Genomic DNA, 14,345 nt, shown 5'->3' on the forward strand with positions numbered 1-14,345 from the left:
AAAAACTCCAAATTCCAAGGTTTGACTCCAATTTTATCATTTCGACCGCAGGGAGAAATCAAACAGGCGAAGCAAATCACACATGGAAGTCCACAAAGCTTGGCGACTTACTTAGCGGAGTTTCTGTTGTGATTTTTTTTTCTCGAAATAACAAAAAGCAATTTATTCAGCACTAGCTTCCGCTATTTTTTTTCGATTTTCAAACATACTCAGAAACAAAAAAGTTCCCATTTTACGCGCGCGTCGTTTTAGCGTCTCGGCATTTTCACCTTCAAAATGTTCTTCTAAAGTCTGAAACCAATAATTCAGCCAGATTCCAAACTCATTAGAGGTGATTCTTCCTTCAAAACGCGAATCGACCTCGTTGTGTACGGCAAGCGGATTACCATTGTATTTTCTTACGGCAAATAAGTTAGTTTCCCAAAAATCGGTTAGCTTCTCTAAATGCGCATCCCAATCTTTGATCATAGAGTTAAAATAAAAGCCGATTTCTGCATCGGCTCTTATTTTAGCGTAAAACTGATGGACTAAAAATTTGACATCTTCTCGATTCTCTATTTGTTTTCTCATAGAATAAAACTATTTAAAAGAATAAAAAACACACTTAAAAGTGCACTTGCAATAATAAAATTAAAAACCGTTTTGTGCTTCATCTGTGCCAATATAGATGTGTTTGCAAAAACACAAGCCAAAACAATAATGGCAAGTTGGATCATTTGTGGTATTGAGGTTCCGTTAGCCAGAACGTACATGGCCGCAGCACCACCTAAACAGCTTTGACCAATTACAGCCATTGCAGCTGAACCCATGTAGTTTTTATTGAAATTTTCGAATGTTGTTTGATATAGTGTCATGATATTGAGATTTTTATACTACAAAGGTACAGGCACTATAGGGTTGCGTTTTATGATTTAAATCATATAAACGGAACTATTTTATCGGTATACTTTTCTGTTTATAATTTTTAAAAGACCTTTTTTCTCCAGAGTTTTTATCGTTCTGATGACCGTTTCAACACGTAAACCCGTTAGGTCTCCAATCTGTTGTCTTGTAAAATTGATGAGATATCCATTTGCGTCTTTTTTAAAATTGAAATAGACAATTCCGTGATCGATTAATTTTAAAATACGATGCTCCGGCTCCTGAGTAGACATCTCTGCCGCCATAACCGATTTGTAATACAGTCGCTGCGCCAGATTTTCGATTATTTTAAGACTGATGTCCGGATTTTCCCCCAGCAGTTTCATGAAACTATTTCTGTCAAGAAGAAAAATTTCCGAATCTTCAACAGCAATGGCATTTGCCGGATATTTTTGATTTAAAAATAAAGGAGGTTCTCCAAAAGGCTGTTCTTTGTAAAAAATACCCTGAATAAATTCACGTCCGTCATCGTTATAATTACTCATTTTTACTTCTCCGGAAACAATCTGACAATAGTATGCTGGCAGCTTGTTTTCTTCAAAAATAATTTCATTTTTGTCGAAAGACTTTTTCAGAGCGCCATATTTTTCCAACAGATCAATTGCAATCATAATTTTGTTTAACTATAACACAAATATAATTCATTCAAAATAGTTCTTCTACATCAAAAAACTTTTACTTTTACGCCCATTATGAGACAAAAATTACTCACTATACGGCAAGAAATTTTGGAAGCTAAAAGGAATGGGCAAAAATTACTGGCTATTCTGTTAGATCCCGATAAGATTGTTTGGGAAAATTTAGATCATTTATTGTTTAAAATAAATCAATCTCCCGCAACACATATTTTTGTAGGAGGAAGTATTGTACAGGCAACAATTTTAGAAGATTTAATTTCAAAATTAAAACAAGATACAAATTTACCCGTTGTTATATTTCCGGGTGACCCTTCTCAGATTTCACCTCAGGCAGACGCAATTTTGTTCTTATCTTTATTATCGGGCCGAAACCCGGATTATTTGATAGAGTATCAGGTTCAGGCAGCTCCAATTTTAAAAAAGACAAATCTGGAAGTTATTTCGACAGGTTATATTTTGATTGAAAGCGGCAATGAAACAGCTGTAGCACGTGTAAGTAAAACGAAACCTCTTGACAGGGATAACTTTGATCTGGTGCTGGCAACAGCGCAGGCGGGGGAAATGTTAGGAAACCAATTGATTTATCTGGAGGCGGGGAGCGGTGCAAAAAAAGCAGTTCCGTTAGAAATGATACAGCTAATTGCTCAAAATGTTGAGATTCCTATAATTGTTGGTGGAGGAATTGTAGATTTGCATGGAATTCAAAAGGCTTATAATGCCGGTGCTGATTTAGTGGTTATCGGAACCGCTTTTGAAAATGACAGTCATTTTTTTGAATCATAAATAAAATTCCAATCCAAATTAACCTACTCCATTATGATTGATTTTTTTCTGGACAGTTATAAAAACACTCCGTTATGGCATATTGCCCTGGAGTTTTTAGTTTTTATCTGTGGGATTTTGAGTGTGTGGTTTGCGAAAAAAGAAAATATCTGGGTTTATCCAACCGGTTTGATTGCCACCGTTATATCAGTTTATCTGTTGTATGTTGCAGGTTATATCGGAGATATGATTATCAATGGATATTTTTCGATTATGAGTATATATGGGTGGTATGTATGGGCCAAAGGAGGAACGGTTGAGGACAATCTGCCTATAACACGAACGAATAGTAATGAAAAAATAATTGGAATACTATTGTTTTTCATAACTGTTTTTGTAGTTTTCGGCATTTATAAATACTTTGATTACGAAATTAGAAACGACAATTATGTCGATATGATTTCATCTGGAATATTTTTTGCAGGAATGTGGTACATGGCGAAGAAAAAGATTGAGAACTGGACGCTTTGGATCATTGGTGATATTATTGTGGTGCCCCTTTATGCCTATCGCGGTTTAGGGATGTTATCACTTCAGTATTTAATTTTTACAATTTTGGCTATTTCAGCTTATTTAGAATGGAGAAAAATCTTAGACAGCAAAAAACAGCTATCATAAAAATTGCCTTATTTGGTCCTGAAAGTACAGGAAAAACTACCTTGGCAAAACAACTTGCAGAATATTATGAAACCGAATGGGTTCCTGAGTTCGCACGCGATTATTTGCAGGAAAAATGGGAAGAGAACCAGCACATTTGTGTAGCCGATGATATGATGCCTATCGCATTTGGGCAAGTAGCTCTTGAAAATCAAAAGCTGGCTTTGTCCGGAAAGTACCTGTTTTGTGATACCAATTTAATGGTGACAAAGGTTTTCTCTGAAATGTATTATGGATTTTGTGACCCGCTTTTAAACGAAGCAGCATTAGAGCATGAATACGATTTGTTTTTTCTGACTGATATTGATGTTCCCTGGGAAAAAGATGATATTAGAGATACTCCTAAAGGTCGTGAAACAGTCTTTTCAGTTTTTAAACAGACTCTTATTGATACTAAAAAACCTTTTATTACCCTTTCCGGAGATAAAGAAAGTCGTTTGACTAAAGCAATAGCGATCATAGAGCAATTAGCTGACGCAAAACAGCATGGTATCTCATCTGAAGATTTTGTTCAGATATACGAACATGGAATTTCTTTTGAGAAGATTTTACAACAGCTGCAAATTTTTAAAAACGGAATATCAAAATCTAATTTAGTTGGTCCGGCTACAATTTCAAATGGTATATTAAGTTTGTCAGAAGTAGAATTTGAAGAGAAAGCGGCCTTTTTTGATCTTCAAAAATCAGAAGTCAAATTGAAAAAGTTTGTTCCGGCTTCGGGTGCAGCCAGCAGAATGTTTAAATTTTTAAGCGCTTTTCTGAACGATTTTGACATGCAGAAAGAAACTATCAATGCTTATATCAACCGTAAAAATGACAAAGAGCTATCTATTTTTATAGTGGCTATGGAGAAATTTGCGTTTTTTAAAGAAGTTGATAAAAAGTTAAAAGAAATCTATCCGGATTTTGAAAGGCTTGACCGTGATCATAAAAATTATTATTTTATAAAAACATTGTTGTCTGTCGATCACTTTGATTTTGCAAATAAGCCAAAGGCAGTTTTACCTTTTCACCAATACAAAAGACATATTGCAAATCCAATTGAAGAACATTTGAACGAATGTGTTCACTATGCTTCTTCGAATCAGATTTCGAATTTGCATTTTACCGTTTCAGAAGCCCATCAGAATTTGTTTGAACATGAAGTTGAGGTTCTTAAAGAAAAAGTTGAAGTGGATTCAGAGGTTAAAATAAATATCTCTTATTCCTATCAAAGTAAAAGTACCGATTCGATTTGTGTAGATGCTAAAAATAGTCCAATTCGGGATAAGAATAATAAATTAGTTTTTAGACCCGGCGGGCATGGTGCGTTAATTGAGAATTTAAATGAACTCGATGCGGATGTTATTTTTGTCAAAAATATTGACAATGTAATTCAAAATCATATGGATCAGATTGCATTGTATAAAAAAGCATTAGCAGGGATTTTGATTAAAATACAGCAACAAGTTTTTGGCTATTTAAATGCCATTGAAAAAGAAGAGATACGAGAGGAAGATCTTGAAGAAATCGTTGTCTTTTTATCAAAAAAGCTTAATGTTGAGTTGAATAGTGACTATAGTAAGTTTACTTTCGAAAATAAAATCAGTAAGATAAAGAGCTTATTAAACAGGCCAATTCGTGTTTGCGGAATGGTGAAAAATGAAGGAGAACCCGGAGGTGGCCCATTCTGGGTAATGAGTCCAAAAGGATCAGTTTCATTGCAGATTGTAGAGGCTTCGCAAATCGATCTGACAAATAAAAGACAACAGGAAATCTTGGCTTCAGCAACTCATTTTAATCCTGTGGATTTAGTTTGCGGAATCAAAAATTATAAAAATGAAAAGTTTGATTTATTACAATTTGTAGATCAAAAAACGGGTTTTATCGTCGAGAAAAGTGTGGATGGCAAACTAGTAAAGAGTTACGAGCTTCCGGGACTCTGGAACGGGGCAATGGCCAATTGGCTTACTATTTTTGTGGCAGTACCATTAATCACCTTTAATCCGGTGAAAACAGTAAACGATTTATTAAAAGCTGCACATCAGCCACAATAATGGATATCGAAAAAATCATATCAGAGTTAAGTTTTAAAGCCGTACGAAGCAGTGGTGCGGGCGGACAAAACGTAAACAAAGTGTCATCAAAAGTGGTGTTGACTTTTGATTTGAATGTATCTCAGGCACTGTCTGAAGAAGAAAAACTGCTTTTACAAAAGAATATAGCAACCCGTTTAACCACAGAAAATATATTGATTTTAAATTGTGATGAAGACAGAAGTCAGCTTAAAAACAAAGATATTGTTATAAAACGTTTTTTAGAGGTAATTAAAAAAGGGCTGTATGTTCCTAAAGTTCGTAAAGCCACTAAAGTTCCTAAATCGGTAATTAAAAAGCGTATTAAGGATAAAAAGAACGTTTCGGAAATAAAACAATCCAGAAAGAAACCTAATTTAGATTAAATACCAACTCTTTAAATTCCAATTATAGCCTTTAGATTTCGTTGTCAAAAATTGGAATTTGGAATTTGAAAATTGGATTTTTTAACATTACATTTGCACTGTCTCAAAGGGGTGCTCTAAATAACGAGCTGAGATCATACCCAAAGAACCTGAGCGAGTAATGTCGCTAAGGGAAAGACGACAATTTTAGCGAATACACTATACTTTGTCGTGAAACATTTATTAATTTAACAAAAAGAATAATTCCCCCTTTTACTCGTAATTATTTACGGATGAAAACTATTTTTAAAGGTGCTGAGGTGCTAAGTTACAAAGGTTCTAAGATTCAAAAGTCGACCAGAACCAAATCTATTTTCTTATTTCTTTTTTCTATTTTCTTTTCTCAATTTTCTTTCGCGCAAGACCAGGATTCTACGAAAGTTAATAAACTGGATGATGTTTTAGTTTCAGCAGTTCGTGTTACTGCTAAAACTCCGGTAAGTTTCAGTAATCTTGATAAAAAGGATATTAAATTTAGAAATCTGGGACAGGATATTCCAATTTTAATGAATTATCTGCCATCGGTGGTGACTACTTCTGATGCAGGAGGAGGAATAGGCTACACCGGGATCAGAGTGCGTGGTAGTGATGCTACAAGAGTAAACGTAACGATTAACGGAATTCCTTATAATGATGCTGAAAGTCAGGGAACTTTTTGGGTAAATATGCCTGATTTTGCTTCTTCTGTTGAGAGTTTACAATTGCAAAGAGGTGTTGGAACATCTACTAATGGTTCCTCTGCTTTTGGAGCCAGTTTGAATATGCTGACGGATAATTATGCTACGAAAGCGACCGGAGAAATTTCAAGCTCTTACGGAAGTTTCAATTCAAATAAAAATACTGTAAAATTCAGTACAGGTTTACTGAACGATCATTTTGAGCTGGCAGGGCGTTTGTCTACCATTAAATCAGATGGATATGTAGATCGTGCAAGTTCTGATTTAAAATCGTATTTTCTTCAGGGGACTTATATTGGTAAAACAACTTTAATTAAGGCGCTGGTTTTTGGTGGGACCGAAAGAACATACCAGTCCTGGAACGGAATTGATGCTGAAAAGCTAAATTCAGACCGTACTTATAATTCAGCAGGAAAATATAAAGATGAAGCAGGAAATGTTCATTTTTACGATAATGAAACCGATAATTACAAACAAAACCATTATCAATTGCATTGGAGTGAATCCATTTCTGATAAATGGAGCAGCAATTTAGCGCTTCATTATACTAAAGGGCAAGGATACTATGAAAACTTCAAATATAATGAGCCAGTTAAAGGTTATGGGCCAATTCAGCCTACTAAAATGGTAGAAAATGACCTTGGAGAATTAGTTCCGGGAACTGATTTAATTCGTCAGAAATGGTTAGACAATGATTTTTACGGCACAACTTTTTCGGTAAAATACAAAGAAGAGAAATTAGACATAATCGTAGGTGGTGGCTGGAATAAATATGAGGGAGCTCATTTTGGTAAAGTAATCTGGGCCAGAAATTCTTCTCAGGCGCTGCCGGGAGATCATTACTATGATGATTTTTCAACCAAAACAGATGGAAATATCTTTGCAAAAGCCAATTATCAGTTAACAGAAAAACTTAGTTTTTATGGTGATTTGCAATACAGAAATGTAACGTACAAGGCCAACGGAAAAGACACTGGATTAGTAGACGATAACTTCAATTTCTTTAATCCGAAAGCAGGTTTAAATTACGCAATCAATTCAAACAACACCCTTTATTTTTCATATGCAAGAGCCAATCGTGAGCCTAACAGAACCGATTATGAAGGGGGAAATGTAAAACCTGAAAAACTAAATGATTTTGAATTGGGCTGGAGATTCAATTCAGATAAATTTCAGTTGAATTCGAATGTCTATTATATGGCTTACAAAGATCAGTTAATTTTAACCGGAAGACTGGATGATGTTGGAGCTCCAATTCGTGCTAACACAGAGAAAAGCTACCGTTTAGGTTTAGAAGTTGATGCCACAATACAACTTTCTGAAAAGTTTATTCTGAGACCAAACTTTACTTTAAGTAGTAATAAGAATATTGATTTGGCCGTTGAAGGCGAGCATTACGGAACAACCAATATCGCTTATTCACCGTCAGTTATTGCCGGAAATATTATCGTATACAGTCCGATTCAAAGTTTACACATTTCGTTATTGCAAAAATTCGTAGGCGAACAATACATGAACAATATTGAATTGCCCGCAGCAAAATTAGCGGACTATTTCGTAAATGATTTGAATGTGTCTTACGAAATCAAACCAAAATCAGTTTTCAAGTCGATCTTAATTACTGGTCTGGTGAACAATTTTCTGGATAAAAAATATGTTTCAAACGGAGCAATGTGGGATGTTTATCCTTACTACTATCCTCAGGCAGGAATTAATTTCTTAGCCGGATTGACATTGAAATTCTAAAAAAGTAAGAAGTCAAACGTAAAATTTAAAAAGCCTGAAAAGTTATTTTTTCAGGCTTTTTTTATTTTTAATTGTAGACGTGAATGATCGTTCCGGTAAATTCTACGCGATATTGTTTTAAGGGATAATCTTTACCTCCCAATCCGGTAAATAAACTATAGGCTGTTTTGTCGCAGGAACAAACCGCATTTATACCTTCAATTGTCATGGCGGTGCAGGAAGTTACGGGCTGATTTGGACAGGCGGCATCAAATGCATTATAACCACTTCCGGTATTAAAAATGATAATCCCTTTTGCTCCGTAATTTGGAACAATCACGCCATTACTTACAAATTTAAGATTGGAATAAGCAGGCAGATTGGTATCAATAGACAGGTTAACTGCATAACTAGGAATGTAAGGGTTTTTGTCGCGTCTACTATTTTCACTGCAAGAGAAAAGCACAGAGACAAAGACAATTAAGTACCAGAATTTTTTCATTATTTTAATAAGAATTAGTGAAACAAAAATAAATTATTTACATTTGGATTCTATATGATTAACATATAATTATGTACTATTAAAAATAATAGTATATTTGTAATTAAGAAATCCCGTCCCGATGGGATTTTTTGTATTTATATAAACGACGAAGTTATGAGTAAAGTATCTTATTATACAGCAGAAGGATTAAAAAAATTAAAAGATGAGTTGGAGCATTTAAAAAGTGTAATGCGTCCAAAGGCATCTCAAGATATAGCAGAAGCAAGAGATAAAGGAGATTTGTCTGAAAATGCGGAGTATGATGCAGCAAAAGAAGCACAAGGTTTATTAGAAATGAGAATTGCTAAACTGGAAGAAGTGTATTCTAATGCAAGATTAATTGACGAATCACAACTGGATGTTTCGAAAGCACTGGTTCTTTCTAATGTTAAAATTAAGAATCAAAGCAATGGAATGGAAATGAAATATACGCTTGTTGCTGAAAGTGAAGCAGATTTAAAAACAGGAAAAATCTCTGTAACGTCTCCTATTGGAAAAGGGTTACTGGGAAAATCTGTCGGAGAAGTAGCTGAAATTACAGTTCCAAACGGAGTTTTGAAATTTGAAATTCTTGAAATTACCAGAGACTAATTTTTTACGTTTAACTGTTTAATCGTAAAATCGATTAGACAATTCATCCAATAAACAAAGAAACAATGCCATCAATATTTACCAAAATAGTAAACGGAGAAATTCCTGCTTATAAAATTGCTGAGGATGATAATTATCTGGCTTTTTTAGATGTAAACCCAAATGCAAAAGGACATACACTTTGTATTCCGAAACAAGAAATCGACAAGATTTTTGATATGGAAGAGGAGTTGTATTTAGGATTAATGAAGTTTTCTAAGAAAATTGCAGCAGCACTCGAAAAAACGGTTCCTTGCAAAAGAGTTGGAGTGGCAGTTGTTGGTCTTGAAGTGCCTCACGCACACGTGCACTTGATTCCGTTAAACGAAATGGATGAAATGCGTTTTCAAAATAAAGTTTCACTTTCTAAAGAAGAATTTGAGGTTTTGGCCAAAGATATTCAGGCTAATTTATAAATAAAAAATATTAAGTTTTAAGTAAGAAATCACAATTTTAATTGTGATTTTTTTTTAAGCAAAAATTTTAATCATGAAAAGATATATAGTTTTAGTGGTCATACTTTATTCGATCATAGCTAAAGGACAAGTTAAAAATAATTATGAAGTTGTAGATAAGCAAATTTCTAAAATTGAAGCTAGTTCAACTAAATCGACCAAGGATATTGCAAATTATATAAAAGATAATTTTAAAACAGATGATGATAAAATAAGAGCGGTTTATTATTGGACAGCTTCTACTATTAGCTATGATGTTGAAAATATGTTTGCAGTAAATTTTAACGAAAGCAAAGAAGATAAAATAAATAAAACACTTATAAGTAAAAAAGGAGTTTGTGTTAATTATGCTGAGGTTTTTAATGATATTGCAAATAAAGTAGGGATTGAATCTGTAGTTGTAGAAGGATATACGAAGCAAAATGGTTTTACAGACTATATATCTCATGCTTGGTGTGGAGCAAAAATAGAAGGGAAATGGTACGCTTTTGATCCAACCTGGGGATCGGGATTTATTGTGAAAGGTAAATTCGTTAAGAAAATAAATAATTATTATTTTAAAACTGATCCATCAAAAATCATTACATCACATATGCCCTTTGATTATCTGTGGCAGTTTTTGGATTACCCAATAACAAATGAGGCGTTTTATAAAGGTAATTTTGCAGTAAATAAATCGAAAGTAAAAATTGATTATGTAAGAGAAATTGAAAAATATAATTCTTTATCCGAGATTGAAAAACTAATAAGTTCGGCAGATCGAATGGAGAAAAATGGAGTTAAAAATGCAATGATTTTTGATAGATTGGCTTATAAAAGGAGTGAAGTTGAAGTTTTGAAAGTGAATAGAATTGTAAGTCTCTTTAATGAAGGGGTTAGCGAATTAAATACATTTATTATTTTTAGAAATAATCAATTTAAACCAAAAGTTTCGGATGATGAAATAAGGAAAATGATTACTTCGCCTAAGGATAAACTTGTAAAAAGTAAGGAATTGATTGATAGTATAGGTGTCATTTCTAAAAATAATCAAGCCAATGTAACCTCTTTGTTAAATGGAATAAATCAGACTCTTACCCAATCTGAAGAGCATTTTTTGTTTGTTGAGAAGTATTTGAGCAAATCAAAGTTGGCTAGAAAAACAATGTTCACAAAAGTAAGCTGGTTTGGTGTTCCTATAAATTAGACTTTTTTATTTAGTAAAATCTGAAATGTAGTTCCTTTTCCAATTTCAGACTGTAGAACTTTTATCTTTCCGTTATGATATTCTTCAACGATCCTTTTGGTTAAGGAAAGTCCAAGTCCCCAGCCGCGTTTTTTGGTCGTAAAACCGGGTTCGAAAATAGTTTTAAACTGCTTTTTAGAAATTCCCGTTCCGGAGTCTTTTACATTAATTTTTACATGATGAGTATCTTCTTCAATTTGAAGATCCAGCATTCCTTTTCCTTTCATCGCATCAATAGCATTTTTAACTAAATTTTCAATAGTCCAGCTGTGCAGTGTTGGATTTATCATTGCCTGTATACTTTGTTGAGGTGCTTGATAAGAGAAAGTAACCTGCTTCGAAAAACGGGATTGTAAATAATGGTAAGTATTCAAAGTTTCGGTAACAATATCTCTCTCCTCTAAAACAGGAACCGACCCAATTTTAGAAAAACGGTCTGTGATCGTCTGTAAACGTTCAATATCTTTTTCAATTTCAAAAGTTATAGACGAATCGATTTCTTCTGTCTTTAAAATCTCTACCCAGCCAATTAAAGAGGATAAAGGTGTTCCGATTTGATGCGCCGTTTCTTTTGCCATTCCTGCCCAGAGTTTATTTTGGGTAGCCATTTTGGTACTTCTGTAAAAATTATAAATCAAAGCTCCAAACAAAAAGATAATCAGCAATAAGGCGATGGGATAATATTTCAGTTTATTAATCAATGCCGAATTCCCATAATACAATTCCTGATGTTTTCCGGGCGCATATTCAATAACGATAGGCTCATTCTCATTTTTCAGATTTTTGAGATAAGATAAGGTGCTTTTTTCATTTTGCAGGACTTCTTCCGGAACATTCACAGAACTAATCACCTTATCATACATGGTAAGCATAACGGGAACCGAGGTATTATTGTTGATGATTTCAAGCGGTAAATCTAAATCTGTATTTTCATCTGCATTGACCAGTGTCTTTTGTGCATTGGCCCAAAGATTCATCTTTAAGCGTTCTTCGTTTTTAAAGATTTGGAAAAAAGTATAAGTGTTCCAGAGAATCAGGGAAATGATTAAAAAGGAAATGGTAATAATGATCCAACGGGTTGTATTTCTTCTCTCGGAAAAAGACATAAATATTTTTTTGTGGTATAAATATAACGAAATATACACATTTAATATTTTGTGTAACGATAAAGATTTTTTTGTTTTAAAGTCTGAAACTATTTCTTTGGATTAAACGATTTTTCTATTTTTGTAGCTACGGAAATGAGATTCCTTTAAAAAGAAAAATATGATTAGTATTGATCCAAAAGAAATACCAACGGCCAAATTGCAAGGCTATTTACAAAGTGCTGTGGGGCCTAGGCCAATTGCATTTGCAAGTACAATTAGTGCTAAGGGAATACCCAATTTGTCACCTTTTAGTTTCTTTAATGTGTTCAGTGCCAATCCGCCAATTTTGGTTTTTTCACCAGCACGACGCGTACGCGACAATACAATAAAACATACTTTAATTAACGCTGAGGAAACCCGCGAAGTAGTTATAAATGTTGTGAATTATGATTTGGTGCAACAGACATCATTAGCCAGTACCGAATATGGTGATGGCGTAAATGAATTTATAAAAGCCGGATTGACACAAGTCCCGTCCGATTTTGTAAAGCCTTATCGTGTAAAAGAGTCTCCGGTACAGTTTGAATGTAAAGTCACTCAGATTATTCCGTTGGGAGATCAGGGAGGTGCAGGAAATCTGATTCTTTGTGAAGTGGTTAAGCTTCATATCAGCGAAGCTGTTTTAGATGAAAACGGAGCCATTGATCAGTATAAAATAGATCTGGTTTCAAGATTGGGCAGTAATTGGTATTCCCGATCGAATCAGGGGCTTTTTGAAGTGCCTAAACCCTTGACTACTCTTGGGGTAGGAGTAGATGTAATTCCTGATTTTATTAAAGAAAGCCCTGTTTTTGATGGGAATGATCTTGGAAAATTAGGGAACATTGAAGCCTTGCCTACCACAGAAGAAGTTAGTATATTTGTGAAAGAAAATTTTTCGGTAAAAGGAGTTTTAAGCTCTGACGATCTCGAAAAAGTACATTTGGAAGCCAAAAAATATCTCAATAAAGATGATATTTCATCGGCCTGGAAAGTACTTTTAGCAAAGCAATAAGAATAGAAACAATAATTAATATAGAAAGAAGATGGAAGTTACAGGTAAAGTAAAAGTGGTGAACCCAGAGCAACAAGTTAGTGCTGCATTCAAAAAAAGAGAGTTGGTTGTTACCACAGATGAGCAATATCCACAGCATATTTTGATCGAATTTACACAAGATAAATGCGATTTATTAAGTAGCTACAAACAAGGTGAGGCAGTAAAAGTTTCTATCAATTTAAGAGGAAGAGAATGGGTTAATCCACAAGGAGAAACCAGATATTTCAATAGTATTCAAGGTTGGAGAATCGAAAGACTGGCACCAGAAGGTCCTGGACAAACGCCTCCAATGCCGGCTGCAGAAGCTTTTGCACCTGCAACTAATTTAAACGAAGACGAACCGGACGATTTACCGTTCTAAGAAAGTTTAAACTTCAAAAAATAAATTCCAAATTCCAATTCATAAAATGTGTAATTGGGATTTGGAATTTGTTTTTAGCCTCGGTTTTTGTCAAAGTTCAAGGCTGTAATAAACTTTAATATTACACAAAATGATCCTAATAATTGTCATTTCGACGAAGGAGAAATCCTCGCGAGTAGCTCGACAAAGATTGGGTTTTCGTTGCGGAGTTTCTTACGGAGATTTCTCCTTCGTCGAAATGACAACATTGCGGGAATTTGGAATTTAAGTCTTAGTGATAGCGGAGAGGCGAAGCCATTTCAGTATTGAAATTTCCCAATGGGAATTTGGAATTTAAAAATTTTGGAATTTAAAAAATGTATTACGTATTTAACGATTTGTTTTTTCCACCCGTTTCAGAAGCCGATGAAGAAGGAATTCTTGCCATTGGCGGAGACTTAGATCCGGAAAGACTGAAATTAGCTTATCAAAGCGGGATTTTCCCGTGGTTTAATGAAGGAGAGCCTATTCTTTGGTGGTCACCGGACCCCAGAATGGTTTTGTTTTTGGAGGAATTGATTGTGTCAAAAAGCATGCGTAATGTTCTGAATAGAAAACAATTCACGGTTACTTTTAATGAAAGTTTTAGAGAGGTGATTTCGAATTGTCAAAAAATAAAACGTGAAGGACAAGACGGAACTTGGATTTCAAACGAAATGATTGATGCCTATTGTAAACTTAACGAGCAGGGAATTGCAAAATCTGTCGAGGTTTGGCAGGATGACGTTCTCGTTGGAGGTTTGTATGGGATCGATTTGGGTCATGTTTTCTGTGGAGAAAGTATGTTTTCGAAAGTATCGAATGCATCAAAAGTAGCTTTCATAGCTTTGGTAAATTATTTAAAAGAAGGAAATTACAAACTTTTGGATTGTCAGGTTTACAATTCCCATTTAGAAAGTTTAGGCTGTCGTGAGATTGATCGCGAGGAGTTTATAGCTATCTTAAAAAAGGAATGAAAGAATCTACTTCAACTTATGTAAAGGATTTT

16 protein-coding genes and 1 riboswitch are annotated in these 14,345 nt (G+C 34.3%); of the genes, 11 read left to right on the plus strand and 5 right to left on the minus strand.

All coding sequences use genetic code 11. The features are described from left to right. Positions 1–162 precede the first annotated feature (162 nt). The 3 genes from OLM58_RS10125 to OLM58_RS10135 all read right to left on the minus strand — a co-directional run bounded on the left by OLM58_RS10125 (position 163) and on the right by OLM58_RS10135 (position 1,532). Positions 163–570, minus strand: coding sequence for a group III truncated hemoglobin (locus OLM58_RS10125; protein ID WP_264532186.1), 408 nt, complete (start codon positions 568–570; stop codon positions 163–165). Then, positions 567–854 (minus strand): hypothetical protein, encoded by a 288-nt coding sequence (locus OLM58_RS10130; protein WP_264532187.1) that lies wholly within the window; start codon positions 852–854, stop codon positions 567–569. Before OLM58_RS10130 ends, OLM58_RS10125 begins: the two co-directional genes overlap by 4 nt. Before the next feature lie 81 nt (positions 855–935). Beyond that, positions 936–1,532 (minus strand): Crp/Fnr family transcriptional regulator, encoded by a 597-nt coding sequence (locus OLM58_RS10135; RefSeq protein ID WP_264532188.1) that lies wholly within the window; start codon positions 1,530–1,532, stop codon positions 936–938. Between the two features lie 81 nt (positions 1,533–1,613). Here OLM58_RS10135 and OLM58_RS10140 point away from each other — a divergent pair, with 81 nt between their 5' ends. From OLM58_RS10140 to OLM58_RS10160, 5 genes are all read left to right on the plus strand, one after another. Beyond that, a complete protein-coding gene (locus OLM58_RS10140) occupies positions 1,614–2,342 on the plus strand; it encodes a geranylgeranylglyceryl/heptaprenylglyceryl phosphate synthase (protein WP_264532189.1) in 729 nt (242 codons plus the stop codon). A gap of 33 nt (positions 2,343–2,375) precedes the next feature. Next, positions 2,376–2,999 carry a nicotinamide riboside transporter PnuC gene (gene pnuC, locus OLM58_RS10145; protein WP_264532190.1) on the plus strand — a complete coding sequence of 208 codons (624 nt, stop codon included), beginning with the start codon at positions 2,376–2,378 and terminating at the stop codon, positions 2,997–2,999. After that, complete coding sequence (locus tag OLM58_RS10150) at positions 2,960–5,074, plus strand: DUF4301 family protein (protein WP_264532191.1); 2,115 nt, start codon at positions 2,960–2,962, stop codon at positions 5,072–5,074. The genes pnuC and OLM58_RS10150 overlap by 40 nt, the downstream gene beginning before the upstream one ends. Continuing rightward, positions 5,074–5,478: an alternative ribosome rescue aminoacyl-tRNA hydrolase ArfB gene (gene arfB, locus OLM58_RS10155; protein ID WP_264532192.1), complete on the plus strand. Its 405-nt coding sequence runs from the start codon at positions 5,074–5,076 to the stop codon at positions 5,476–5,478. The genes OLM58_RS10150 and arfB overlap by 1 nt, the downstream gene beginning before the upstream one ends. Positions 5,479–5,575: 97 nt before the next feature. Next, positions 5,576–5,669: riboswitch (TPP riboswitch) on the plus strand. A gap of 81 nt (positions 5,670–5,750) precedes the next feature. Next, positions 5,751–7,940, plus strand: a complete 2,190-nt coding sequence (locus tag OLM58_RS10160) for a TonB-dependent receptor (RefSeq protein WP_264532193.1) — start codon at positions 5,751–5,753, stop codon at positions 7,938–7,940. Positions 7,941–8,007: 67 nt separating this feature from the next. Here the strand turns inward: OLM58_RS10160 and OLM58_RS10165 are convergent, their stop codons facing one another. After that, positions 8,008–8,421 carry a Rieske (2Fe-2S) protein gene (locus tag OLM58_RS10165; RefSeq protein ID WP_264532194.1) on the minus strand — a complete coding sequence of 138 codons (414 nt, stop codon included), beginning with the start codon at positions 8,419–8,421 and terminating at the stop codon, positions 8,008–8,010. Between the two features lie 156 nt (positions 8,422–8,577). Between OLM58_RS10165 and greA the strand changes: the two genes are divergently transcribed. The 3 genes from greA (at position 8,578) to OLM58_RS10180 (ending at position 10,734) form a co-directional block, all read left to right on the plus strand. Beyond that, positions 8,578–9,054: a transcription elongation factor GreA gene (greA, locus tag OLM58_RS10170; protein WP_017497969.1), complete on the plus strand. Its 477-nt coding sequence runs from the start codon at positions 8,578–8,580 to the stop codon at positions 9,052–9,054. Positions 9,055–9,119: 65 nt separating this feature from the next. Then, entirely contained in the window at positions 9,120–9,509 is a 390-nt protein-coding gene (locus OLM58_RS10175; protein ID WP_017497968.1) for an HIT family protein, read from the plus strand. A gap of 73 nt (positions 9,510–9,582) precedes the next feature. Next, positions 9,583–10,734 carry a transglutaminase domain-containing protein gene (locus OLM58_RS10180; RefSeq protein ID WP_264532195.1) on the plus strand — a complete coding sequence of 384 codons (1,152 nt, stop codon included), beginning with the start codon at positions 9,583–9,585 and terminating at the stop codon, positions 10,732–10,734. Here the strand turns inward: OLM58_RS10180 and OLM58_RS10185 are convergent. Then, positions 10,731–11,879: a sensor histidine kinase gene (locus OLM58_RS10185; RefSeq protein WP_264532196.1), complete on the minus strand. Its 1,149-nt coding sequence runs from the start codon at positions 11,877–11,879 to the stop codon at positions 10,731–10,733. The two genes, OLM58_RS10180 and OLM58_RS10185, sit on opposite strands and share 4 nt — an antisense overlap. Positions 11,880–12,039: 160 nt before the next feature. Between OLM58_RS10185 and OLM58_RS10190 the strand changes: the two genes are divergently transcribed. From OLM58_RS10190 to aat, 3 genes are all read left to right on the plus strand, one after another. Next, positions 12,040–12,915 carry a flavin reductase family protein gene (locus OLM58_RS10190; RefSeq protein ID WP_264532197.1) on the plus strand — a complete coding sequence of 292 codons (876 nt, stop codon included), beginning with the start codon at positions 12,040–12,042 and terminating at the stop codon, positions 12,913–12,915. A 31-nt stretch (positions 12,916–12,946) separates the two neighbouring features. Further along, positions 12,947–13,318, plus strand: a complete 372-nt coding sequence (locus OLM58_RS10195; RefSeq protein WP_017497965.1) for a DUF3127 domain-containing protein — start codon at positions 12,947–12,949, stop codon at positions 13,316–13,318. A gap of 356 nt (positions 13,319–13,674) precedes the next feature. Beyond that, on the plus strand, positions 13,675–14,313 hold the full coding sequence (aat, locus tag OLM58_RS10200; RefSeq protein ID WP_264532198.1) for a leucyl/phenylalanyl-tRNA--protein transferase: 639 nt from the start codon (positions 13,675–13,677) through the stop codon (positions 14,311–14,313). Positions 14,314–14,345: the final 32 nt, after the last annotated feature.

Origin of the sequence: Flavobacterium sp. N502540 (assembly GCF_025947365.1) — a bacterium.
Lineage (GTDB): Bacteria > Bacteroidota > Bacteroidia > Flavobacteriales > Flavobacteriaceae > Flavobacterium.